The sequence below is a fragment of the Bacteroides clarus YIT 12056 genome, from assembly GCF_900129655.1.
GTDB lineage: Bacteria > Bacteroidota > Bacteroidia > Bacteroidales > Bacteroidaceae > Bacteroides > Bacteroides clarus.
The window spans coordinates 157059-183582 of sequence record NZ_FQWK01000005.1 but is presented as its reverse complement, the minus strand read 5'-3'; the positions used below and the strand labels follow the sequence as shown (position 1 = coordinate 183582).

Genomic DNA, 26524 nt, shown 5'->3' with positions numbered 1-26524 from the left:
GTTAAACGAAAAAAGCTCCGACAATCATCGACTGTCAGAGCTTTTTTCGTTGGACTACCAAGATTCGAACTTGGACAAACAGAACCAAAACCTGTTGTGCTACCATTACACCATAGTCCAAACATATGCGCTTTCTGTTAAAAAGCGGTGCAAAGATAGAGGTATGTCCCGAGATATGCAAATATTTCGGGACATTTTTTCATATCCGTATCTTATTTTGCTATAATCAGATAATAATTCTTCTTACCGCGTTGTACCAGCAGATACTTATCATCCAACAAATCGGCAGTTGTAACGACCTGGTCGAAAGCCGCCAGCTTTTCTTTGTTCAAAGAGACACCGCCGCCTTGTACCAACTTACGCATCTCGCCTTTGGACGCAAATACAGCTGCGTTGTCTACAAACAGATCGACCGCCTTCACACCCGCCGCCAACGCATCACGGGACACCTCGAACTGAGGTACACCCTCAAATACGGCCAGCAACGTATCTTCGTCCAATTTTTTCAACGCCTCTGAAGTAGCATTGCCGAAAAGGATATTGGAAGCATCGACAGCCGCATTGTAGTCCTCTTCGGAGTGTACCATAATGGTAACTTCCTTAGCCAGACGCTTCTGCAGAACACGCAAATGCGGAGCCGCTTCGTGCTCGGCCGTCAGAGCCTCGATTTCCTCTTTAGTCAGGGAAGTAAATATCTTGATGTAGCGGGCTGCATCGGCATCGCTCACGTTCAGCCAGAACTGGTAGAACTTATAAGGGGACGTATAACGGGGATCGAGCCATATATTGCCGGATTCCGTCTTACCGAATTTACCGCCGTCCGCCTTTGTAATCAGAGGGCTTGTCAGGGCAAATACCTCGCCTCCATTGGTACGGCGAATCAGCTCGGCTCCCGTAGTGATGTTACCCCATTGGTCCGAACCACCCATTTGCAACTTGCAGCCTTTGGTTTCATACAAGTGCAGGAAGTCGTAACCTTGCAACAGCTGGTAAGTGAATTCAGTGAAAGAAAGACCGTCGCGGGCCTCACCGTTCAAACGCTTCTTCACCGAGTCCTTAGCCATCATATAGTTTACGGTGATATGCTTACCTACCTCGCGAGCGAAATCAAGGAAACTGAAATCCTTCATCCAATCGTAGTTGTTCACCAACTCCGCACGGTTAGGGGCATCCGATTCAAAATCCAGAAACTTGCTCAACTGTTTCTTCATGCCTGCCATATTGCGTTGCAGTGTTTCTTCAGTGAGCAGATTGCGTTCTGCCGACTTACCGGAAGGGTCGCCAATCATACCCGTAGCACCGCCAATCAGCGCCAACGGCTTGTGACCGCAGCGCTGGAAGTGGCGCAATATCATCACACTGCAAAGGTGTCCGATATGCAGAGAGTCCGCCGTAGGGTCGAAACCGATGTATGCAGTAACTTGTTCCTTTGCCAACAGTTCTTCCGTACCCGGCATCATATCGTGGAGCATGCCACGCCATTTTAATTCTTCTACAAAATTCATCGAATGATTAACTATTAATTATTTGATTTATACTTTGTCTGCGACAAAAGTACGACTCTTTATCCTAACAAACAACTCTTATTGTTTAAAAAAGACTTTGGTGATATTTTCCTGCAGTGCCTCCGTAAGCTCAGCTAAAGATACGCAACGGACTTGGGCTGCCCGGCTATACACATCCGCAATCGGCACGTCACTCTCGTCAGTTTCCAGGAACAAGCGACCGGAAGGAGTAATCCGCAGGGCTTCTTCCTGATACTTTTCTCCGAAAGAGAGGTAAAACCCGTGTCTCAGATATTCCTCCGCCAGAACCGCCTTCCCGCGAAAACCATGAATAATCCAGGGATTAGTCGGCTTTATCTGCCGTTTTAGCTTCAGCAACTCATCCATGGACTTTACCAGATGAATGACCAAAGGCTTACCAAGCTCCATAGACAACCGTGCCTGATATTCAAAAACTTCTATCTGTACAGCCTGCGGAGCGTCAGCCAATTTATCCAAACCGGCTTCTCCTACGGCAAGAACCTGCGGATGCCCGGCTAAAGAAGCCAAAATATCCATTTCATGCCGAACTGCCGGAGTAGCAGCCGTTGGGATATGCCAGGGATGCATGCCTACCGAATACCACTCCCCCGCCTCCGGAACAAAAGTATCGGGATAACGGTTCACAATAGCCGTTCCGGGGATTTGCGGCAACTGATGCGCGTGTATGTCAACAGGAATTTTCATGGAACAGGATCATATCCGGAGCCACCCCAGGGGTGACAACGCAATATACGTTTTATCGCCAGATAAAGTCCCTTAAAAGGACCGTGCTTCTTAATGGCCTCAACAGCATATTGAGAACAGGTCGGAGTAAATCTGCACGACGGGGACGTCATGGGTGAAATGCACTTCCGGTAAAAATAAATAGGAAGCAACAACAGATAGGAAAGCAGGCGTTTCATGGCTTCAGAGGGGTTACCACTGCATCCGCATCTTGTGCCGCCACTTTCTCGGCGATACGCGCCAAAGCCGTCTTTACCCTCTCCTCTATCACGGCAGATTCCACCAGCTGATCGGAGAGATAAATAAAGGCGATAGCCAGTCGGCACTGCTTTTCCGCCAACACATTCAGCAACTCATGCTTGTTTACACGATAGGCCTCACGTATCTGGCGCTTCACACGGTTACGCTTCACCGCACGTTTGAAACGGCGCTTTGAAACACTGATAAGAATAGAAGCATCCGCCTCCAACTCCTCTACCGGCAAATACACCACACGCAACGGGAAAACCGAGAACGAACGAGAACCGCCCGCAAACATCTTCTCTATTATCTTTTTTTTATCCAGCCTTTCGACTTTATGTAAGGTATTTGCCATGAATGAACTATAAATTAGGAATGAAAATGAAGAATTATAAAAAACGAGCTACAAGGTCTGCGACATCTGAAATACCACACCTGTAGCCCGTAATTTCTATTGTTACAACTACAAGCCACAAGCCAACAGGCTCATAACCTATAATTCATAACTCATAATACCTTTCACTTTCCTTTGTTGTTCTCCTTAATGAACATATCGAGCGCTGCCGTCATAGAGGGCGCTTGTACACTGGGAGCTTCCAAGTCCAAGCGAAGTCCGGCGTCACGCACAGCTTGCGCTGTTGTAGAACCGAATGTTCCGATCTTAATTTCTTTCTGTTCGAAATCCGGGAAATTCTTCTTCAAAGAAGACACACCTGCAGGACTAAAGAATACCAGCATATCATAGTCAAACTTCTCGTCCGGAGTAAAGTCATTACTTACCGTACGGTACATAACTACTTCCGTATGCTGAATCTTGCTCTTATCCAGCAAATTCTTAATATCCTCTGTATGCACATCCGACATTGGCACTAAGTACTTTTCAGTCTTATGCTTTACAATCGAAGGCAACAAATCGTCAAACTTCCCGGTATTTCCAAAGAAAATCTTACGCTTGCGGTATTGTACATACTTCTGGATGTACAAAGCAATCGTCTCCGTCACACAGAAATACTTCATGGTTTCGGGGATTGTCACACGCAATTCCGTACAAAGATGAAAAAAGTGATCGATTGCATGACGCGAAGTGAAAATCACGGCAGTATGGTCTAATATAGACACTTTTTGCTGTCTGAACTCTTTCGCTGAAAGGCTCTCTACTTTGATAAACGGGCGAAAATCTATTTTCACACCGTACTTCTCGGCAATGTCGTAGTAAGGAGATTTCTCTGATGCCGGTTTCGGCTGCGACACAAGTACTTTCTTAATTTTCAACGTCCTAAAATTTTATTATCAAATAATCGTTTAGTTGTATCACCCCTTGATATAACATAAAACAAGGTATGATTTCAAGGGCACAAAAGTACAAAATTAAAAGGAAACTGCCATGTAAATTGTTACAAAAAAGCTTTAACCACTTATATAACATCAATATTTTAGTAAAAAAGGCTAAAATCAATCCAATTATTATTGTAAGTTGCAGGTTTAAATCGAAGTAGACTATGAATAAAGCAAACGGGAAAAGGGTAAAACCAAGGTAATAAAGCAGGGTAGAATACGATTCAAGCCAAAGCGTTGTAGTGCTTTCGTCAAAAAAAATCCAACCTAATACAGAATAGAGAACCCATTTCAGAAATAAATAAAAGAGACTTACTCCGATATAAATGCCCAATAACAGAAAAGGAGAAACATGATGCACCAATTCCGGCTGAATATCATTACAATAATTAAAAATACAGACTCCGGAAAGTATGCAAGTCTGCAAAATCAACAACAGCAGATAGCGCATATCACCGGCCGTTGAAGTTGCAAATATACTGGTACGCTCACGATGTAACAAAAAATCCTTGACTAGCTGCAATAGAAACCGACGACTACGGGAAAGAACATAGGCCGACAGAAAGAAACAGCATAACAAAACAATGGTAATGCCATCATCCATTCTTGGAGAATACGGAATAGGGATACCTTCCGCTCCACCAACCGTCCATGTCATCAACCAATTTGTCATATTGCCGCAAACTTACGGATAGAAGTATCCCACAAAGGAATAGTATGTACTAGTTCAACAGCCTCCTGCGCTGTTTCGGCCACATGCCAGATAGCACCGTGTTGCGCACGCATAAAGTTCTCCTCTACCGCTCTCTGAAGCATGGCGAGCAAGGGATCGAAATATCCCTTGACATTCAATATAACTATCGGATTCAGATACAACCCTAGTTGTTTCCAGGTAATGATTTCAAGCAATTCTTCCAAAGTACCGCAACCACCGGGCAATGCTATCACAGCATCGCTTAAATCTGCCATGAGTTTCTTACGCTCATGCATATTTTCCACTTCTACAAGCTTGGTCAATCCAGTATGATGCCACCTCTGCTCAACCATAAAACGAGGTATCACACCGGTAACTTCACCTCCCGCCGCAAGTACCGCATCTGAAACCGCAGACATAAGTCCCATATTACCGGCACCATTAATTAAACGGATATGCTGCCGGCCCAACAATGTTCCCAAGTCATGGGCCGCATCAAAATAAACAGGATCGATTTTGGTACTGGAAGCGCTGTAAACACACACAGAGTTTATCTTATTCATCATCTTTTAACTATATCAATTATACTTTGTTGCAAAGGTATATGATTTTAAGGAGATTTGAAAAAAGAAGCTGCTCATTCTACTCCGGAATATTCCGAAAGCAGAAAGGCAGCTTTCTATTATAAATAGCTTGTAAAGCTATGCTGATTACTGTTTTAATAAAAAACGAAGAATAAGGCCTTAGAGACCGAAGGCCGCTTTCACTTTATCAACGTAATCCAATTTTTCCCATGTAAAGAGCTCGACAGTCACATCCTTATCACCCTCATAACGGGATTTGAAATGCTTGGTGATAACCTGCGGCTCGCGTCCCATATGACCGTAAGCAGCGGTTTCCTGATAGATAGGATTACGCAACTTCAAGCGGTCTTCAATAGCTTTCGGGCGAAGGTCGAAAAGTTCATCAAGTTTTTGAGCAATCTCGCCATCGCTCATATTTACATGACCGCGACCGTAAGTGTTCACATATATATTGATAGGACGTGCCACACCGATGGCGTAAGACACCTGCACCAACATTTCATCCGCTACACCTGCAGCAACCAAATTCTTGGCTATGTGACGGGCGGCATACGCAGCGCTACGGTCTACCTTACTAGGGTCTTTACCGGAGAAAGCGCCACCTCCATGCGCACCTTTACCGCCGTAAGTATCCACAATAATCTTACGTCCGGTCAAACCGGTATCTCCATGAGGACCGCCGATGACAAATTTACCCGTAGGATTGACATGGTATTTAATATTATCGTTGAACAGTGACAATACTTTCTCATGATGGATAGAAGCGATGACACGAGGCATCAGAATATTAATGACATCATTGCGGATGATACCCAACATTTCCTCATCCGCTTTCAATTGCGCAGCTTCACTGTCATCGGCAGGCAGAATAAAATCATCATGCTGAGTAGAAACTACGATCGTATCGATACGGACTGGATTACCGTTATCATCATATTCAATGGTTACCTGGCTTTTGGAATCCGGACGAAGATAAGTCATTACCTCTCCTTCACGACGGATATCCGCCAATACTTGCAGAATACGATGGGCAAGATCCAATGAAAGCGGCATATAATTCTCCGTCTCATTAGTAGCATAACCAAACATCATGCCCTGATCGCCTGCGCCCTGCTCCATAGGGTCCTGGCGTTCTACACCACGATTGATATCGGGGCTTTGCTCATGGATAGCGGAAAGCACGCCGCACGAATTACTTTCGAACATATACTCACCCTTGGTATAGCCGATTTTCTTAATTACTTCACGTGCGATAAGTTGAAGATCAACATACGCCTTGGTTTTCACTTCTCCAGCCAGCACTACCTGTCCGGTAGTAACCAGAGTTTCGCAAGCTACTTTCGAACTGGGGTCGTAAGCCAACAGTTTGTCAAGCACAGCGTCCGATATTTGATCGGCCACTTTGTCGGGGTGTCCTTCAGACACCGATTCGGATGTGAATAAATATCCCATTTCAATTAAAAATTAAAAATGAACAATTAAAAATGGAAATGAGGAGAAGTTTCATCAATGAGTAGGCATGCAAATCTTGGTACACCGCGGTACTGTCAGAAAAGGATGTGTTTTAGCATTTTTTTCTGTGGTTGCAAGCTACTCAAATCTTTCCACATATCATTTTCGAGCGCAAAGATAAAGGTTTTATGGGAATATGATACACAATAGGCAAAGTATTAACGAAAAAACACGCTTATTACTGCAAAATATCTATTTTTGCAGAAACTTAATTCTAAAATCAATCATGAAAAAACTGTTATTGATATGCCTGTTGCTAATGGCGTCAATCTTTGGAAAAAGCCAAAACAAGAGTGAATTTACCGTACTGCAATGGAACATTTGGCAGGAAGGTACTAAAGTACCCGGCGGGTACGATGCCATCGTAAATGAAATTGTTCGTCTGAAGCCAGACTTTGTGACTTTCAGCGAGGTGAGAAACTATAATAATACCCGGTTTTGCGATCGTATCGTCCAATCACTGAAAGAGAAAGGAGAAACTTACTATTCTTTCTACAGCTACGACTCCGGACTGTTAAGCCGTCACCCAATAACCGATTCCCTTACCGTATTTCCCGAAAAAGACGATCATGGAAGTATTTATAAGATGACAAGCAAAATAAAAGGACACAAGATAGCTGTCTATACAGCACACCTGGATTATCTGAACGATGCCTATTATAATGTGCGCGGATACGATGGTTCTACATGGGACGAGATTCCTATCCCGCAAACCGTACTGGAAGTTCTGAAAGTAAATGACGCCTCTTTACGTGACGATGCCATTAAAGAGTTTATTGCAGCCGCCCGCAAAGATATTGCGGAAGGTACCATTGTCATTTTAGGTGGAGACTTCAACGAACCCTCACACCTTGATTGGATACGGGAAACAAAAGACTTATACGACCACAACGGCCTGATTATTCCTTGGACAGTACCCTTAATGTTAGATAACAATGGCTTCATTGACACATATCGTACTCTATATCCGGATGTATTAAGCTATCCAGGCTTCACTTTTCCCGCGGACAATCCATTAATTCCGGTAGAAAAGCTAACCTGGACACCTAAATCCGATGAGCGTGATCGAATAGATTATGTTTTTTATTATCCTCACCCAGCCATCCAACTGAAAGCCGCCGTAATATTCGGACCGCAAGGAAGCATAGTAAAAAGTCAACGAACACAGGAAAAATCAAAAGACAATTTTTTATTGCCTCAAGGAGTGTGGCCTACAGACCATAAAGGTTTGTTCGTTACTTTTGATATAAAATAAAAAATCAACGCTATTTAGCTAATTTATATAGCTCACTCCCAGCCAGCAAAAGGGCACCTACCCCATAGACATCTGTTGCATCAAATCCAGCAGCTTTGGGGGCTGCCCCAACTGGCTGTATATAGCCGAATTTACCGTCAGCATGAACAGCCTTTACCAGTGATTGCCATCCCTTTTCGAGTACGGGCTTATAAGTACGCTGAGGTAAATAGCCATTACGAAGCCCCCATGCAATACCAAAGCACATGAAAGCAGAACAACTGTTCTCAGGCATTGTATACGCTCCCGGGTCCAGCAGGCTGGTGCGCCAGTCTCCATCCTTGCATTGAGTATTGCGGACAGCCTCTGCCATATCTACAAATAATCGCATATAATAATTACGGGAAGGGCAATCCAACGGAAGATTATCAATAACCAACGGAAGTCCGGCAAAAACCCAACCGTTACCTCTTCCCCAGAATTGTTTGCTACCATTCTTTTCACGAACAGGAATCCGCTTGTTGTCTCTATAAAAGAGATGCTCTTCTGCATCATAAAGTGAATCTACACATGCCTTGTACTCGCTATCCAAATAATCCAAATAGATTTTATCTCCTGTCATTGTATATAAAGCCGCATAAACCGGTGGCGCCATAAACAAAGCGTCTGCCCACGACCAACGTTCCGTTGTTCCTATGGCATCCGTTTTCTGTAATAAAGCTTTCGATGGATGTGAAGCGACATAATATGCGCGTTCCAATACCGGCTGCAACATGCGCCTATCGTCAAATTTGCGATACATCTCAATAAATGCCTGCCCTACACAAATATCATCTGCATGATATACCCTGTCCCACATATTCCAATTATATTTTTCACCGATAGCCCGTACAAAATCATAGCAAGACTTATTCCCTGAAACTTTACCCCATTCCGTCATTCCACGATACAGAGCTCCGTTTGTCCAATCTAACGGATGATGCCTCACTTCACCTTGATGATTTATCTGCCATTCGGCTACGGCATTACAAACTTTGGTAATATCCTCTTTATTCATCCCTGATGAAAAAGGTTGCTGCGCGTGTAGTCCACAACCTATTACTGCTAAAAATAAAAAAAGAATCTTCTTCATATACATTGTTTATTAATTATCTTTTATAGCCTTATCCAACTTAACACTCTTATTACCATTCCAAATTTTCTTTCCGGTCCATTCCGCATAAGGAGTACACCAGAACTCATCGGTAGCCGGAAGCCCTAACGCAGTAAATACGACAGAACATAAATAAAGGCTACCTGTGGAAATGTATCTTTCAGCAATTTGCGGTTGATGCCCTGCAAAGCCCAAAGTCAGCCAACCTTGCTCATCAAAATTACCTTTTACGGCCATATGCCTTTTTATTACAGCAGTCAACCCGCACCTTACTTGAGCTTTAGTCACTGAAGCCGGTAACAGCCCATCCAACGCTGCTTGCGAAAGCACATGAAAAGCTCCAAAACGGTAAGCGATAGAACGACCTACCACCGGATATGCTCCATCAGGAGAAATCATTCTCTCTTGTTGTTCGGCGTATCTGGAAAAGCGCCGTAATTCTTTCTTATAAAAATCAGACTCGCCCTTATTATGCTTCTGCATAACTTTCAAAACATCTAAAAGCATCGGATGTATTACAAAACTATTATAATAGTCCATGTGTAAGTTTACACCGTCGCCATACCACGCATCACCTTTATACCATTCTTTAAACCGCATGACAGCATACTCTATCGGATACATATTACATTCACCTGTCAACTCCAATAAAGCAGCCTCTACCATAGCCGAAAAAAGCAACCAGTTACTTTCCACCGGTTTTATGGTTCGTATTTGCTGCAAGGCATTCAAAACATTCTGCCGGACTACCGGAGAGAGCCTGCCCCATACTTGTACAGGAGCACGCAACACCCCCTGGCAAAAGAAAGCAGCATCCACCAAAGGTTGCCGGGTAACCGTAAAATTCAAATAGTCGGGAGATTCAGGATCAAAACCATATTCAATGGACTTGAGCATTAATTGAATATATTTCTCACGTAATTGTCCTTCTGATGTTTCATCCGGTCCAAGTTCCAGCCAAGGAGCTATTCCTACCAATAAACGTCCCAAAGCTTCCAAATGAGTAGTGCGTGCATTAGAAGGATTGATCGCACCGGAAACTGTTTCTACCGGCATGCTTTTTCTTAACTCGCCTTTACTCATATTATCTAATAACGGATCTGCTACTTGTGACAATACGCTTATCCAGTATGCTCTATCCTCCTGTCCTGAAGCAACCTGCGAGCGACCGGTAATACAGAACATCAGTAAAGTTAAAATCAGAATACTATATTTCATGGTTCTATTTTATGGTTTTATGAACTTATCTATCGGAAATTCCAGACCACTGAATGCCTTTACACTTGTCCAAGGTTCTGCAGGCTCACACCAAAAAGGAGCATTGGCCGGAAGCCCTAAAGGAAGAAAGCCTAACGAGCATAGATAAACACAAGGAGTTGACAAATAAGTATCTCCCAACTCTTTCTGTTCACCGCACACTCCAATTGTCAGCCAACCATCTTTATCAAAAGTTTCCGGTTGCTCAAACAAACGTTTCAGCATGGCTGTCATAGCTCCCCTTACTTGTCCCGGTTTCAATGACTGAGGAAGCCGTTGAAATAAAGCACATGCTCCCAACACCTGAAATGCCGCAGAGCGATAACTGACAGAACGTCCTAATACCGGATAACTGCCATCAGGAGCTATCATTCGTTCTTGAATCTCGGCATAACGCGTAAAGCGTATCCACTCCTCATCCAAAAATGGCAGAAAAGACGAATCATATTTCACCGCTATTTTCAAGACTTGAAGCAATAAAGGATGTATAACATAACTATTATAATAGTCCAGATGAAATTCTGCACCATCTCCATAAATACCATCTCCTTTATACCATGCCTTATGAGAGTCCAATGCTTTTTTTACCACTGAAAAGTTCCATTCTCCACCGAATTCCTTCAAACCACATTCTACCATTGCAGAAAACAATAACCAGTTATTATTTCCCGGCTTCATGGTTCGGGTAGACTTCCATTGTTCAATAAGCCTCTCACGGGAAGTGGCATCCAAATTTCCCCATAGCTGGGTAGGGGCCTGTAACAAACCTTGAATAAGGAAAGCGCTGTTTACCAATATCTGGCGAGTAGCCGTACTGTTAAAATAATCATTTGATTTCGGGTTTACGGAATTGGCTAGCGCCTTACAGGTCATCTTTATATATTTCTCACGTAATTTTCCCTCCGGCGTTTCATCCGGACCAAGTTCCAACCAGGGTGCTATTCCGGCAATCGTTCTTCCTACAGACTCCATGTGAGTAACAAATTCCCGGCTACTGGCCAAAGCTGAAGACGAACGTCCTATAGGAATTTTTTTCTTCAACTGATCTTTACTAAGGTTGTTTATCACAGGATCAGCAATCTTAATAATTGTCTGTACCCAATATTGCCTATCACTATTATCAGCAGCCTGCCCACGAGCAGGGGACATTCCCAAGACCATCGGACAGAAAAGAGTCAAGAATATAAAAATCAATCGGTATACCATCGTTTTACTTCGTATTTCCTATTATATATAAATGTGTAATGTGTTCACTGAAACTAATATTTTTGCATTAACTCCTGTAGCTCTTTTACTTTATCCGGATATTTCTGCGCAAGATTGTCTGATTCTCCCACATCCTGTTTCAAATTAAAAAGTTCAGGTACATCTCCTTCCTTAAACTTACTATTACCCGTTTTAGGAAGATAAACCCAATCTCCCTTGCGTATGCCATATACTTGTCCACTCTTTACATAAACATATTCATCACGCAGCCTCAAGGAAGGATTCTCAAAGAATGATGAAACGTTTATTCCATCTATCTCCTGCCTGAAAGAATGGCTGCCTGCATAATGCATAATCGTTGGAAAAAGGTCAATACTGGCAATTATGGCATCACTCGTCACTCCTGCAGGAACAACACCTTTCCACCTAATAATACACGGTACCCTTACCCCACCTTCATAATACGAGAATTTACCGCCACGTAAAGGATCGGCAGAGCCACCCTCTTCTTTAAAAGACAACCATGGTCCATTATCCGATGCAAAAATAACCAAAGTGTTCTCGGCTAATCCTTTTGTATCCAGATAGTCTAAAAAGCGGCCTACATTCCAGTCTATTTCTTCTACTGCATCTCCATAAAGCCCCCGTTTACTTTTACCTCTAAACTGTTCGGAAACAAATAAAGGTACATGAGGCATTGACGGAGTTATATATAAAAAGAAAGGCTGTTGCTTATTATGTTGTTCTACAAAATCAATAGCATGGTCAAAATAACGACGGGTAGTGGTAGACTGATCACATGGATATTCAATAATCCTATCTCCTTCAAACAATGGAGAAGCATTATTCAATCTCTTTTTTACAGCCGCCCTACTGGAAGTCCTCACAAATTCCTGGTCTTCTTTAGCTTTCACTAAAGTGTATCCTTCCCTAAAAATCGCATCAGAAGCAAATTGCTGAGAAGGAGCAATATACATATCATTACTGTAAGGGATACCATAATAGTAATCAAACCCTTGGTCTGTAGGTAAATGTCCTTTTAAATCACCTAAATGCCATTTACCAAAACACCCTGTTGTATAACCTTGCTCTTTCAATGCTTCAGCCAAAGTAATTTCTTCAGAAGGCATACCCGCAGATTCAGGAAAAAATACACCTTTTACTCCATTTTTCGTATTCAACCGACCCGTTAACAGACCGGCACGCGAAGCACTTGATACGGAAGCCGAAACATAAAAGTCTGTCAATTTCAAACCATCCTTTGCCATACGGTCAATCGAAGGGGTCTGTATCAACGGAGAACCGTAGCAACCTAAATCCTGATAACCCTGATCATCCGTAAAGATAATCACAACATTAGGCTTCTGCCGGGCCTGTAACAGCCCGGCAGACAAAAGCATAGGATAAATTATCAGTCTCTTATTCATATCTTTTTATTCTGAGATAACAACACCTTCTGTAATCCCACTATCATTGTAGGCATCTACCCGGTAATGATATTTCACACCTTTAGTAAGAATATGAATCAGTAAATCGGTGGTCTCACAATCCTTCACCTGAATACACTGATTTAAGAAATCAGGCTGATAACCAAAACGAACCAAATAACCGTCAGCCCCTGATACTTTATTCCAAGTAAGTGAAGCGTATCTTTCATCTTCCTGATTCCTCTCTACTGAAAGCTTCTTAACCAAACCCGGTTTCTCCGAATAGCCAAAACCGAATACACGCAAATCCAGTAAAGCAAACTTACCTTCTTTGGGAGTATGTACATTCTCTATTTTAATAAAAGAAGCCTCGACCGGTACGGAAAGTTCAACATATTCATGCGGAACGGCTACTGTATTCTTTGATTTATCAACAATTTGTTTCCAATCTTCACCATTGTCAGAGACATACAACTTATAGGCATGATAATCCGTCTCCTTAGGAGCATCCGGATTTATATCCTGTTCGGCAAAATTTATCTGAACGGAATTGATACGTACTTTTTTACCTAAATCCATTACAAAATATTCACCGGCATTACCACTCGCTGCAGACCACCAAGTTCTGACATTCTCATCTGCCGCTTTTTCCGGTTCAAAACCGGGTAGTGAGGAAGACGCCATACTCTTTTTATTCTGAGACTGAAGCATCCAGCCAAAAGCAGAAATATCCTGAGGATCAAATTTCTTCTGCGGCAGCTGCATAGGATAATCTCCCAACACGGTATGGGTTCTCATTCTCCCCTTCTCATCAAAAGAAACAGGGAATAAACCTATTCTTCTTTCAAATTCATCATGATTACCTACCCACATCGATGTTACCTGCCACCAATTTTCGTACTTATCTTTAAATACGCAACTGTGTCCGGCGCCACCAATAAAACCGCCAACTTTCAAAGATACAGGATTATACGGTTGCTCTACAAAACCACCATTAACGCTATCACTCTCCAACACCACATCGCAATACCAATTACAGATAGTTCCCGGAGTAGCATACTGAAGATAATATTTATCGTTATTCTTCACAACCCAAGCACCCTCAGGACATGGCACTTTCGCAAACTTGCCCTGCCAAGCAGAAGCATCAATCTCATCATAAAGTTCTCTACGTCCGAATTGGTAACCGGACTTGCATTGATTGACATCTGTAACGTACTCACGCAGGACTTTCTTCGAGCCCTCAATTTCTTTAAAAGTATTAGGGTCTACTTCAAAAAAGGTTGTAGACTGAGTACCGCCTAAACCATAATAAAAATAGAAACGACCATTATCAATAAACAGGCACGGATCGGCCATACGTCTGACCTCACCGCATTTCTCCCACTTTCCATTCTCTGGATCAGCCGAACGAATGACATCTACCGTTTTCTTCGTACGGTCACGGGTAAAATTGACAAAATATACATAATTATCGTCAGCAGCTACAGCAGGAGCCACATAATGATCCAAATCCAGTGCAGAAGCATGTACTTCAGGATTGAAATATACATTCTTCCAAGTAATAAGATCGTCGGAAACACGATATCCGCCAATATCCATTGTAGTAAACAGGTAATATTTACCCTTAAACAAAACGACGACAGGGTCGGCAGCAGAACGGGCCTTCTTCTGTTTAGTCTGAAAACACCCCCAACCATAATCCAAATTCATCGGATTACAAAATGTCGTTTGTTTCTCTGCTATTTTATTCTCTGAACAGGAAGATAAAACAAGCGAAGCTAATAATACAGATAATATATTTTTCATATACAGTAATAAGATTAATAAATACTCCTATTTCACTTTATCATCGGAGCATTTTGGGTTATTTTGTTTAAATCCTTCATTAGTAAATTACGCAAATGACTTTTTATTGCTCTATAAACCGGATCAGTACTTTTATCCGACATTTCCCCCGGATCAGATAAAATATCCATCAAAGTTTCTTTTTTATCTCCGCGTGTAAAAGCCGTATATTTATAACGTCCATCATGGATTTGATACCCAGAACTTGATTCAACAATAATATGATTACGAGACATTTTAACAGACTGTCCCGTTAGAATCGGTTTCAATGATTTCCCTAACAGCCCTTTCGGTATAGGAATCCCTACTAAATCGCACATTGTAGGTACAAGGTCAATACCGCAAGTCAGGTTTTCTGAATCTACAATACCTTTTTGTATTCCAGGACCAGCAATTATGAGTGGTGTGCACGTAGCTTCTTCCAATAATTGGCTTTTGAACACTAGACCATGTGACTGTCCCATTTCTCCATGATCCGAAGTAAACACAACAATCGTATTATCAGCCAGACCAGCATCCGCCAATGCAGTTAAGATACGTCCAATCTGCTTCTCCACATCTTCTACAAGCCGACAGTACATCCAACGATAAAAGTTCCATTGTTCTTCAGTCCAATTTCGAGAACCGGAACCGATTTCTTTCATTTCGGCATATGCACCATTAGGCTCCATATTAGCAGGCACTGGTGGTATTTGGTTCCGATATTCCTCTTCACTCAACGTTTTATGAAAATCTATATATTTCTGTGTAGCCGCTATTTGATGAGGGCGTAATTTATCAGGAAATCTCGGGTCAAAACCAGCACCATAACAAATGTCATGAGGGTTCATAAATGAAAGGTAAAGAAAAAAAGGCTTATCTTCTTCCGGCTTATAGCCCGCAAAAAAACTCTCGGCAAAGTTAGCAGGACCATCATAATAATCCGTACCGTTTTGGACAAAACCATAATCCTCAATATTCGTTCTTCCACAATAAAAACCCGGATAACCGGAATAAATAGTTTCATAACCAGCATTCCGAAAAAGATTTCCAACCGAACTTTCACGTACAACAGGCAGTACTCTCAAAGTATCCGGTTTAGTCGAATTATTCGTATAACCTATTTCACCAGCAAAACGTCCCGTTATCATTGCAAAACGTGACGGCATAGAAACAGGATTTGCGCAATAATTACGCTCAAACCGGACACCATTTTCTGCTAACTGGTCTAATGAAGGAGTGTGGACATAACGGTTACCTGCACAACTCAGCATATCATATCTCTGCTGATCGGTCATAATGAAAAGAATATTCGGCCTCTTTGCTTCCACTTTCTGTATACCAAAGAAAGAGAATAATGAAATGCCACAGCTATACAATATGGTTTCCGTTAAATTCATCATATCTATTTCATTTAATTCAATTATTTCTTCAAGGCCTTATCGACATCCAAATCAATACCTTCCCAACCTTTCTTACAAGTCCAAGCTGTAGCTGGGGAGGACCAATATACATCAGATTCCGGCAGACCAAGGGCAACAAATACAGCAGTACATAAATACAAACTACCTGTAGAAATATAAGTTTCTCCAATATGAGGCTGATAACCGGCAAAACCGACCCGCAACCATCCTTCCGGATTGAATGTCCCCGGAGCATTAATCTGACGATTAATCACAGCTGTCAACGCACATCTCACTTGAGCGGGAATTACTTTACTAGGAAGCAACTTTCTGTATGCAACATCAGACAACGCATGGAAAGCACCAAAACGATATGCCAATGAACGACCTACTATCGGGAAAGTACCTTCAGGAGAAATCAATCTTTCCTGTTGTTCTGCATAACGCGCATAACGACTAAGTTCCAGTTCATAAGGAATAGCTCCTTCCAAGCCATGTTTTTTCATAACAGTCAAGACTTCAACCATCATCGGATGGATAACGAAGCTATTATAATAATCCAAATGGAAATCTGCACCATCACCATACCAACCATCACCTTTATACCATTGAGCAAAACGATCACAAGCATATTTCACTCGTTCATATTCCCATTCACCCGTAAATTCCTTTAACGCAGCTTCTACCATGGCAGCAAAGAACAACCAATTGGTTTCGGAAGGCTTAATTACTCTTGACGATTTCAGTTCTTTAATTACCCTTTCTTGTGTCGTTTTGTCAAGCTTATCCCACAATTGCGTACGTGCTCTTAATAAACCATGAGCCAAAAATGCAGCATCTACCAACGGTTGACGGCCTTTGTTAAAATTAAGATAATCAGGAGAAGCCGGATTTACACCATTAGCAATTGATTTTAAAGACAAATCAATATATTCGGCACGTAGCCTACCTTCTATTGTACTGTCAGGTCCTAATTCTAACCAAGCGGAAATACCCGTAATCAATCGTCCTAAAGCCTCAAGATGAGTCACTTCTCTTCTTTTCTGCATATCGGCAGCAATGGATTCAACCGGCATATTCTTACGAAGTTCACCTTTTGCCATATTACTGAGCAATGGGTAAGAAATACGATGCAGCGCGCTCAACCATGCCGAACGATCCTCATTTTCTGAAAATGCCGTAATAGTTTGTACCACAGGACGGCCTTCCAACAAATTCTTATAACGGATAAGAGCCTCTACAAAATAATAATCCGCATAAGTAAGAGGCGCATCTATCTCATATTGTTTTCCCATGAAACCGGTACAATGCTGTATGATGAAATGATTGTTATCCCCCACTTTCTTTGCCCGATATGCGGGAGAGGCCAATGATTTTATCTGTTGTTCTCCAATAGAAAGAAATTGTTTACCCAATTCGCCAGATACATATGTGCTCAATTCAACGAAAGCGGATGCCATAATAGCACCGGCAGAAGCATCTCTATCCGCTTTTGGAATATTAGGAGCATCAAAATCCCAATAAGGTATTTTATCCTTTGGCAGACGTGGATGATTCATGATAAATTTACCAACCTTTATAGCATGGTCCAAATATTCTTTTTTTCCAGTCTGGCGGTACATCATAGTAAATCCGTATAATCCCCATGCCTGTCCACGGGACCAAGCCGACTGGTCATTTACTCCCTGATGAGTAACCTGATTTAATACTTTACCGGTAATCGTGTCATAACTAACTACATGATAAGAGCTGCCATCCGGACGAAAATGATTAATCATCGTACGATCCGCATGTGATTTCGCTTTCTTATAATAAGAATTATCCCCTGTCATGGAAGAAGCTACTGTAAGCAATTCCAAATTCATCATATTATCAATGATTACGGAGAATTGCCATTTTTTACTGTTCCATGAACGAGTACATCCTGTAACCGGATGAAAGCGTGTAGATAAAGACTTTGCAGCCGTTTCTATCACTTCTCTATAAGCCTCATTGTGTGTAAGGCGGTAACCATTCCCAAAACTACAATTAATAATAAATCCGACATCATGATTACTTGTTGTATATTTCTGCCTTTCCACACGTGATGTCATTTCTTCTGCAGCAGCCCTAACCTGTGGATCATTACTATATTCGTAACAATACCACAATGTACCGGGATAAAAACCACTTGTCCACCAAGGAGATTCACAAGTAATCATTTTACCGTCTTTTGCTGTTCTAGGAAGTATGCCTACTTGACCTTGCATCTCACTGAACATAGACATTGACTGCTTGACAGAGAAGTCAAGAGCCTCATCTACTACTTTTTTCATGCCTTTCGATACTGCACACGCCGATGACGCGAAACACACCAACAGGACTAAACTGATAATTAAAGTTTTTTTCTTGTTTCCCATTACCCTCATTTTAAGGTTTGACTTTACTTTTTTGTTATTTCTGAACGATACAAAGGAAGCCGAATCTATATTCCTAACATAACACAATAGTTCTGATTTAAATAAAAATCGTACATGACCTGTTCTAAGCCGCTCTACTACATTATTTCACCCCAAAACCGAACTAGAATAACAGTTTCTTTTATTCAATTCTTTATGTTTTAAATAGAATTGATATTAAACCACATCTGAATTTAAAATTTTATTAATTATTATCCATAATATAGCGGTCTGCAAACTCATAAAAACATCTCCAATCAAAAGGAGTCATGGAATGTGCCCCCGGTTTCAAATGATAACCAACTCTCTGACATATGACACTTCCTGTTGCAGGTAACTCTTTCCAATAGTTCAATAAATAACCATATAAGTTATATATTGGTACAACTTCCAACAGAGCTGCATACTCTAAATTAGGACAGACATATGCATCTTCATCGGAATTAGCAATATACATTGGCCGAGGAGCAAGCAAAGATAAAACCATATGCTGATCAATCGGAAATCCTACCTTTTCCACCCTATCTGCATATTTATAAAACCGTTTACACATCCAATGCGGGAAACGTTTATAAATATCATATGGAGTTTCCACACGATTGCCTCTATACAAAGAAGCTCCACCCGAGCCTGAACTATTAGCTATTACCCCAACAAAACGTTCATCCTGCGCTGCCGCCCAAAGTGCAATTTTTCCATAGCGAGAATGACCTATAGCTATAACTCTTTGAGGGTCAATATCAGAATCTGTTTCTAAGTAATGCATAGCTTGCGACATTCCCCAGGCTACAATACCTATGAACCCGCAACTTGTAGAATCTCTTTGAGCTCCATATAACATTTCTCCTAATTTATTCTCAATACCGGTTACAGTATCATCGCAAATATCTTTACTGCAGAAAGTAACAAATGCATACTGGCGTCGTAAAGTTTCTACTATATTCCAGCTTAAACTATCGCATCCACGTTGTATGGACAAGCCTTTTTGCGAATCATAATACATAGAAATCCCTTCATCTTTATGTACTGTATAATTTCCCATGGCATTAACACCCAAAAAAACAGCAGGGCGAATTACCTTTTTAGGAAGATACATTAATAAATGCAAAATACATTTATTATTTCCTTTCGAAAAAACAATGTCTACCTCCTTACGTTTAGCTAATCCGCTTAACGCCATTGTATCTATACCTCTCTGCCGATATTCAACAGAAATTCCATGATGCCTCGGAATGGCTCCATATTCATACTCTTGTAACAATTTTAGGATTTTCGTTCTTCGGGCATTCCAAGCATCTAATGTACTCTCAGAATAAGGAAGTAACGGAGGCAAATCGGAAAGCGTAGCCCTATCTTTTTCCTGACCCTGTATACAAACATTAGTACATATAAATATATATAGTAGGATAAATACTTTCTTCATTCCATTTTACTCGATTAATCCATTTTGAGAATCCGTATAGCGGTAATCATTGTTTCCCCTTTTATTGGAATAAAATCAACGGTAAGTCCTTTTTTATCCGAAATAGTTACTGGTATCTTACAAATCATCGGCCTTCTCACACCCACTTCTTTAGCAACATCAAGTGATGATAATACACGCACTCCATTGATATCTACATGGAATAACCGTTCAGTAGCTTTCTCCTTCTGTACTATATTATCCAGCTGATAGGCCAAATCGACAACATCCGCACCAGACAGTTCTGCCCAATACAAATAGACAACATATCTTCCATCAGGTAAGTCCGCTTTAAAACTATTCAACCCACGCCGTTGGGTTTGGAAAATCGGATCTTGTTCCGTTCCATAGATATCTAGATTAGAAGCCGGTTGTGACCCCCTTTTTGTCCGCGCTCGGAAAGCTTTTCCTCCTACATACCCCCAACCACCAGATACATATTCCCGTTCTGGTTGCCAAGCTAAAGAAGCAGTCTTATCCTCAAAATGGCGGGCTGTTCCAAACAGCATATTCAACTCTGTAAAAGACTCTTTATTATCAAAAGAGCCAGGAACCAATTTCATACTCACTCTACAAAAATCTTTAATATAGCGACCCTGGAACGTTCCTTCCGCTTCCAATTGATTAATACCATCAATAAACGGGACATTAAATTGAGCAGCTCCATTTTGTACCTCCGATACTGCGAGCATTTTTCCATTTACTTTTAAGCTGACCTGTTTTAAATTAGTATAAACAGATACCGGATAATAACAAACTCCCGAATTATCGGCAACACCAGACCTATTATACCAATCCGATCCACCTATTGCTACATACGGTTCTTTATTAAGCATAGCCCTATAATATCGATAAGTATCTTTGGGTACTCTATCCAAAGTAACCAAACCCTTGCAATTAATATGAGGAATAGCATCCATTCTTTCCTCTGAATGGAAATCATTCAAGTTCCATACAGCCGAACCTACAACAAATTTACGCTGCATTATCTGAGGTAAATAATGACGATGATACATAACTCCATAATCTACAGAAAAATCAAAACGCTCTGGTTTAAATGAGTGAATCCGGGCATCAACATCTGCACCATATTCACTTACTATAATAGGCTTATCCGGATATTTTTGATGTATTTTATCCAAAGTCGCTTCAAATCCACTGAAGTCTCCCCCATACCAGCCATTATATAAATTCATTCCTAATATATCAGATAAATTTATTAGATTTGCTTCTTCATAAGCAGCTAGGTTTCCATGACATGGAAGCATTGTAGCCCGTCCCGGATCAATCTCTTTAGCCGTATTCTCTATACGTTCCGCTATATGATACAGATATTTCAGATACTCATCTTTTTTTATAGAAGGTTCCGAATTATAAGGAGGACGTAGCATAATTTCGTTCATATATGTCCAAATACAAACAGAGGGAGAGTTAAAACATTGATAAATCATCTCTTTCATCATTTCGACACAATTGTCTGAGAAATTCTGATTCATAGTAATAGCATTAATCACCGGAATTTCCACAGAAGTCACAATTCCCAACCGATTACAAGCAGCCAATACCATTTCATCTTGAGGATAATGGGCAATACGTAAAAAGTTACCTCCCATCTCATGTAGTAATTCTATATCACGGACGTGCATTTCATCTTTTAGAGCATTTCCCATACCTGAATGGCATTGATGACGATTAGTTCCCAATAACTTTACCGCTTTTCCATTCAGTTCAAAACCTTTTTCTGCAGAAAACGAACAAGTTCTGATACCAAAAGTATTACTAACTTCATCAAGCAACTTTCCCTCATTGTCCCAAAGATATGTTTGCAATCTATACAAATTAGGACGCCCTATCTCCCACAATTCAGGATGATTTACTACAATCTGAGTATTAAAGGCCTGTTCTCTTTCAGTATCTACAGCTACTTTCTTTCTACTTGCAGCTACACATTCACCTGTAGCTGAATAAATTTTATGTTCCACAAAAATCTTGCTACGCACTTTCTGCGTATTACTCAACATTGTACATATATCTACCAAGGCTTTTTCTTCTGTTATTTCCGGCGTATGCACATATACCCCTGAAGAAGCATAGTGAGTAGTAGAAATATGAATAGGAGAAACAGAAATCAGGGAGACATCACGATAAATTCCACCAAAAAAAGTGAAATCAGCAGAAAGGGGTGGAATTTCAGAATCATAAGAATTATCAACACACACAACCAACTGATTTTCTCCTTCTCTTATATAAGGAGTGATATCAAAACAGAAGAAAGTATATCCTCCGATATGTTCGCCAACCCTATGGCGATTAACAAAAAGTTCAGTGCGCTGATTTGCTCCCTCAAAGAAAATATACAAAGGTCTGCTCAACATAGCACTATCCACTTGTATATTCTTGCGATACCATCCTGTACCATGATAAAAACCCGGAAAATCATCGACACAGTCTTCCGCATTCCAAGTATGTGGAATTGAAACTGTACTCCAACCCTCTTTACCAATATCAGAAGTACCTAACCGAAACTGCCAAGAATCATTAATACTATATGTTATGCGAGGGTTATTTTCTGTAGAATACGCTTGAAATATTCCCAAAAAGATCAGAATTAATAAATTGCAAAGTTTTTTCATACAACAGACATTATAATAGATTAAATAATAAAGTGACCTCTATATTTAGTACAAGCTCTGAAACTCTCTTCTTACATTTGTTTTTCACAATATTTATCACGAAGTTTATGTAACAATTTTAATTTTGCCGGAATGTTAAATTTGCCATGTAATTTGTCTCCTGCGTACCAATCGGTAAATACACCATGCTGAGTAGAATAAAGCGCTTCTTGTGCTTTTTCTAAATACTCTATGGATAAGTCCAGATTCTTGGTCCTCTTCTCCGTATATTTATAGGCCCTCAGAAAATGATAAAGTGAATGACTTAATGCTGCCATATAATGACAAGGTGCACTTAAATTATCAAGAAAAAAACAACGATATTGTTCAGGTAACTGAGGCATAAGTTGAGCACAACGTTGAGCCACTTTATCAAATCTATCGAAAGTACGCTCCATGCCGGATAATAATGAATCTACCTGATTGTTCCCTTCGATACGAAATGAACGCCCCGGTACACGCTCACGTATAATATCTTTTAAAGGATTAGAAGAGAAACATTCGAAACCTTCACCAATCTGTTTAAACACTCGTGCATAACGTAAATCATGAAATATGAACTGACGCTCCAATCCGGGAAAATCAGCGGATTTCTGTTCCCAATACGCATAGTAATAATCACGATAAAGCTGCATTACCTCTTCCGCATGCTCCTTTCCAAAATAGCAAACACAAAAATCATAAAGAAATCTATCCGTATCGTAAGTAGCCATATCCCACATCATAGATGCATTAGCAGCCAATTCCATTACAAATTCACGAAGATTTCCGGCATTAACTACTGATAACGCTAACGGACAACGACTATTAGCATATCGAAAATTGAATTCCATCTTCCAAGGTCCCTCTGCCGCAGCTAAATGAGCTCCGGTAGAAGTAAACTGAAGATTCATATAGTAGCCTAAATTAATTTGAGTCGCCGTATCAAAAGTTACAATATCATCATAAGGATAATGATCACGACGAGCCGCAACAAAGGTCCACAAAATATTATTACCAACAGGCGGTTTCAAATAGCCTTTAGCCAAAAGATCCGAAAGCTCATCATAAAAAGTGACACGAACAAAAGGATTAGGATTACCCGTCTTCTCTTTTATCATCGCAAGCTGAATATGTAACATCCGATTGATAACTTCCGCACGTTCCTCTTCGCTCACAGGGGCATCTTCAAAAGCCGCCCAATAAGGTTGGTCACCTATACCTCTGAAAGCAATGGTCCAAAGATTTTCCTGTTCACAACGGCATACCGTCTCAATACTATATTGCCAAAATTCACACAACGATTTTTCATCAGACAATAACAGCTTGGGAGGAGCAATTCCATGTACTTTGTACCAATATTCTTTCCAAGTTACTAAATTATTATTGCAAGCTGTGTGGTGAGTTGAAGAAAGTATCAAACCATATTTACGGAGTAAAGACACCGATTCCTCCAGTTTATAATCCGGATAGGTAATCGTCTGTTCCATCTCTACCGTATTCAATTTTAAACGTAACATTGTCTCTAACCATACCTCATTATTTTGTACTGTAAGTTGCCGCCATGGTGTAAAAAGTTCCGTATCATTAGGAAACCAGGCTCTGTAACGTACTTGCGGAGATTTATAAAAATAATCAAGGTTACAAGGAACCTCAATCTGCTTTTTCTTTTGAGGTTCCCATGAAGAAAAGAACCACAAAGGAGGAACATCCAAAAATTTCTCACTAAAGGTATATATAGCATAAATCGTTCCGCGCATATCTTTTCCTGTCAAATAAATCCGTCTGGATGAGGTCTCTGCATATAAACGATGAGATTCAAAGCCGTCCAAAGGACGGAGCTCCGATTTATTCATAGAAGAATCAACAATAGATTCATTGATTATAATCAACTCAATCAATTCTTTTTCTCCATCAGTTGAAGTAGAAACAATAGGTGGGCAGAAGCCCATCACACTCTTGAAATCACGTTGTAACGTTTCAACTGCCAATTTGATGGGGGATAATTCTCCGTCAGAAACAACCATACGAAAATTACCTTTACTCAAAACGAGAAAATCTATACCTGCAGACATCCACACAGAATGGATAATAAAAAATAATAAAAAGATATAGCGCCTATTTCTCATAGCTTGATATACATTACAGTTTATCCACAAGTTCCCGGCCTGAAAAGGGATATAATACAGGTCGGGAACTTTTTAATCAAATTAGTGAATACTTATATTACTAAGTACTTAGTATTTTATCAATTATCAAAAAAATCAATAAGGTTATATACATTATAATTCACCTCTTGCATAAACTTAGATAGATAAGGATACATCTGATAGTAATTATCGTACACTCCCTTATTAGCCGGTTTTCCGGTATTATCATTACCGTCATCATCTTGATATTTAAACCAATGCCAGCCCACACAGTTCTTAGCTTCCAATAACCCCAATGTAAAGTGTTGATAAGCATAAGCCCTATCCTCTTGTCTCGGTACTGAAAAACCAGCTCCTGAAAGATTATTTAAATCAGAATCTTCTGTTCCTTTAGTATAGAACTCGGTCACAAGAAAAGGCTTTCCAGCCCATGTAGCCCAATCTGGTACATAAGTATCTAGTTCAGGGCTCCAACGACTATAATAGTTAATAGATACAATATCACAATATTTACCACAAGCCTCTACTACATTTTTCATATATTTAGGTGTACCATGTAGACGAGTTCCCAAATACATCATACCAGGATCAAATGCATCAATAGCCTCTCTCACCCCCTTATAATAAATTTCTGCTAAACGCCCAGCAAACTCCGTATTCAATGCTGCTGTAACTTTATCAGCCCCCTTTTCTTCCATGAAAGCATCAGCTGTTTTACGAGCAAGATCATCATTATCCGTAATTTTCAGAAACTGATCTAATATATTGCTACCTTGTGTAGAAAAATTAATCTCATTATCGGAGAAAAAGCCCAAGACATTGGCATCACCTTTATAAGGAGCTAATGCTTCTTCTACATACTCTTTACAGAATTTCATCCAAGCCTCTTCATTTAGCACCAAACCCAATATATTTTCCGATTTGCCTCCCGGATATGCATACCCATTCGTTGATTTAAATTTACTAAGAAAGCCAAAAGAAGGTGCAAGTGTCATCGGCGCATCAGGATGCGCCGAATTATGTGCTTGTATCTTTTCATATGTATCTGTACAGAAAGCTCCCGTACCATGAAAACCAATAGATGCCAGCTCCGTTTGTGAAGTAGCTAACCAATTTTCATCCGACCCAAAACGTTCCATCCATGCCGCACGATTACGTTCAGAACTACCATAACGTACCGAAGTTACGCTTCTTTCATAACGGGGATAGCCTTCCGGATCAACAATCCACCAACGTCCATCAGCCCCTTTAGTAACATGGAAACGACCCGTCGCTTCAAATTTAATCCCGGTAGTAAGACTACCATACTTATTGGTAATAGCTTTATAATCTTCTTCCGTTACTACTTGAGGCTCATAATCAGCCATATAGGCTACTATCCGAGTCTCTCCAGGTGTCCAACGACTTACAGGCTTAAATTCATTAGAGTAATTTACCGTTATTGGACGATAAGGCTTACCTATCAATGAAGGCTTGTATGCCTGCATCTTACCAGGCTCAGGCAATCCTTCAATTATCTCATTATATTTAGGATCTTCATTGAGAACCACATCAGGTGGCATAAAGTTTGGATCTTTTACTTCATAATCTGTGCATGAAACAAAGAATATTCCACTTGTTAGAAGTGCTACTATATAGAAAGATTTCATTTTCATAATCAATTCTTGTTAATGACATTATT

20 protein-coding genes and 1 tRNA gene are annotated in these 26524 nt (G+C 40.6%); 1 reads left to right on the top strand and 20 read right to left on the bottom strand.

The annotated features are described in order from the left end of the window. Positions 1-49: 49 nt before the first annotated feature. The 9 genes from BUB52_RS10250 to metK form a co-directional block, all read right to left on the bottom strand. Positions 50-120 (bottom strand) — tRNA-Gln (locus BUB52_RS10250). A 92-nt stretch (positions 121-212) separates the two neighbouring features. Beyond that, positions 213-1505, bottom strand: a complete 1293-nt coding sequence (gene tyrS / locus BUB52_RS10245; RefSeq protein ID WP_009122053.1) for a tyrosine--tRNA ligase — start codon at positions 1503-1505, stop codon at positions 213-215. A 78-nt stretch (positions 1506-1583) separates the two neighbouring features. Continuing rightward, complete coding sequence (locus BUB52_RS10240) at positions 1584-2231, bottom strand: TatD family hydrolase (RefSeq protein WP_009122052.1); 648 nt, start codon at positions 2229-2231, stop codon at positions 1584-1586. Then, on the bottom strand, positions 2228-2449 hold the full coding sequence (gene yidD / locus BUB52_RS10235) for a membrane protein insertion efficiency factor YidD (protein ID WP_009122051.1): 222 nt from the start codon (positions 2447-2449) through the stop codon (positions 2228-2230). Before yidD ends, BUB52_RS10240 begins: the two co-directional genes overlap by 4 nt. After that, complete coding sequence (rnpA, locus tag BUB52_RS10230; protein ID WP_009122050.1) at positions 2446-2865, bottom strand: ribonuclease P protein component; 420 nt, start codon at positions 2863-2865, stop codon at positions 2446-2448. The genes yidD and rnpA overlap by 4 nt, the downstream gene beginning before the upstream one ends. 164 nt (positions 2866-3029) lie before the next feature. After that, complete coding sequence (locus BUB52_RS10225) at positions 3030-3782, bottom strand: uroporphyrinogen-III synthase (RefSeq protein WP_009122049.1); 753 nt, start codon at positions 3780-3782, stop codon at positions 3030-3032. A 4-nt stretch (positions 3783-3786) separates the two neighbouring features. Next, a complete protein-coding gene (locus BUB52_RS10220; RefSeq protein WP_009122048.1) occupies positions 3787-4518 on the bottom strand; it encodes a DUF4271 domain-containing protein in 732 nt (243 codons plus the stop codon). Continuing rightward, positions 4515-5102 carry an LOG family protein gene (locus BUB52_RS10215; RefSeq protein ID WP_039950851.1) on the bottom strand — a complete coding sequence of 196 codons (588 nt, stop codon included), beginning with the start codon at positions 5100-5102 and terminating at the stop codon, positions 4515-4517. The genes BUB52_RS10220 and BUB52_RS10215 overlap by 4 nt, the downstream gene beginning before the upstream one ends. Positions 5103-5282: 180 nt before the next feature. Then, the gene (metK, locus tag BUB52_RS10210) at positions 5283-6575 is read right to left on the bottom strand and encodes a methionine adenosyltransferase (protein ID WP_009122046.1); all 1293 of its coding nucleotides are present in this window, start codon (positions 6573-6575) and stop codon (positions 5283-5285) included. Between the two features lie 286 nt (positions 6576-6861). On the opposite strand from metK, the gene BUB52_RS10205 reads away from it, so the two are divergent. Continuing rightward, complete coding sequence (locus tag BUB52_RS10205; RefSeq protein WP_039950768.1) at positions 6862-7890, top strand: endonuclease/exonuclease/phosphatase family protein; 1029 nt, start codon at positions 6862-6864, stop codon at positions 7888-7890. 10 nt (positions 7891-7900) lie between these two features. Here the strand turns inward: BUB52_RS10205 and BUB52_RS10200 are convergent, their stop codons facing one another. The 11 genes from BUB52_RS10200 to BUB52_RS10150 all read right to left on the bottom strand — a co-directional run bounded on the left by BUB52_RS10200 (position 7901) and on the right by BUB52_RS10150 (position 26498). Then, a complete protein-coding gene (locus BUB52_RS10200; RefSeq protein WP_022218650.1) occupies positions 7901-9001 on the bottom strand; it encodes a glycoside hydrolase family 88/105 protein in 1101 nt (366 codons plus the stop codon). Positions 9002-9013: 12 nt separating this feature from the next. Next, positions 9014-10240, bottom strand: a complete 1227-nt coding sequence (locus BUB52_RS10195) for a DUF2264 domain-containing protein (protein WP_009122043.1) — start codon at positions 10238-10240, stop codon at positions 9014-9016. Positions 10241-10249: 9 nt separating this feature from the next. Further along, entirely contained in the window at positions 10250-11440 is a 1191-nt protein-coding gene (locus tag BUB52_RS10190; RefSeq protein WP_009122042.1) for a DUF2264 domain-containing protein, read from the bottom strand. Between the two features lie 98 nt (positions 11441-11538). Beyond that, positions 11539-12912 carry a sulfatase family protein gene (locus BUB52_RS10185; RefSeq protein WP_009122041.1) on the bottom strand — a complete coding sequence of 458 codons (1374 nt, stop codon included), beginning with the start codon at positions 12910-12912 and terminating at the stop codon, positions 11539-11541. A gap of 6 nt (positions 12913-12918) precedes the next feature. Next, positions 12919-14721, bottom strand: coding sequence for a family 43 glycosylhydrolase (locus BUB52_RS10180; protein WP_039950766.1), 1803 nt, complete (start codon positions 14719-14721; stop codon positions 12919-12921). A 32-nt stretch (positions 14722-14753) separates the two neighbouring features. Continuing rightward, positions 14754-16142 carry a sulfatase family protein gene (locus BUB52_RS10175; RefSeq protein WP_009122039.1) on the bottom strand — a complete coding sequence of 463 codons (1389 nt, stop codon included), beginning with the start codon at positions 16140-16142 and terminating at the stop codon, positions 14754-14756. Between the two features lie 20 nt (positions 16143-16162). After that, the gene (locus BUB52_RS10170) at positions 16163-18550 is read right to left on the bottom strand and encodes a DUF2264 domain-containing protein (RefSeq protein WP_174263179.1); all 2388 of its coding nucleotides are present in this window, start codon (positions 18548-18550) and stop codon (positions 16163-16165) included. A 235-nt stretch (positions 18551-18785) separates the two neighbouring features. After that, on the bottom strand, positions 18786-20003 hold the full coding sequence (locus BUB52_RS10165; protein ID WP_009122036.1) for an alpha/beta hydrolase family protein: 1218 nt from the start codon (positions 20001-20003) through the stop codon (positions 18786-18788). Between the two features lie 14 nt (positions 20004-20017). Then, complete coding sequence (locus tag BUB52_RS10160) at positions 20018-22675, bottom strand: glycoside hydrolase family 2 (protein ID WP_009122035.1); 2658 nt, start codon at positions 22673-22675, stop codon at positions 20018-20020. Between the two features lie 71 nt (positions 22676-22746). Next, positions 22747-24822, bottom strand: a complete 2076-nt coding sequence (locus BUB52_RS10155; protein WP_139259708.1) for a glycosyl hydrolase 115 family protein — start codon at positions 24820-24822, stop codon at positions 22747-22749. Positions 24823-24941: 119 nt separating this feature from the next. Continuing rightward, complete coding sequence (locus BUB52_RS10150) at positions 24942-26498, bottom strand: hypothetical protein (protein ID WP_009122033.1); 1557 nt, start codon at positions 26496-26498, stop codon at positions 24942-24944. Positions 26499-26524: the final 26 nt, after the last annotated feature.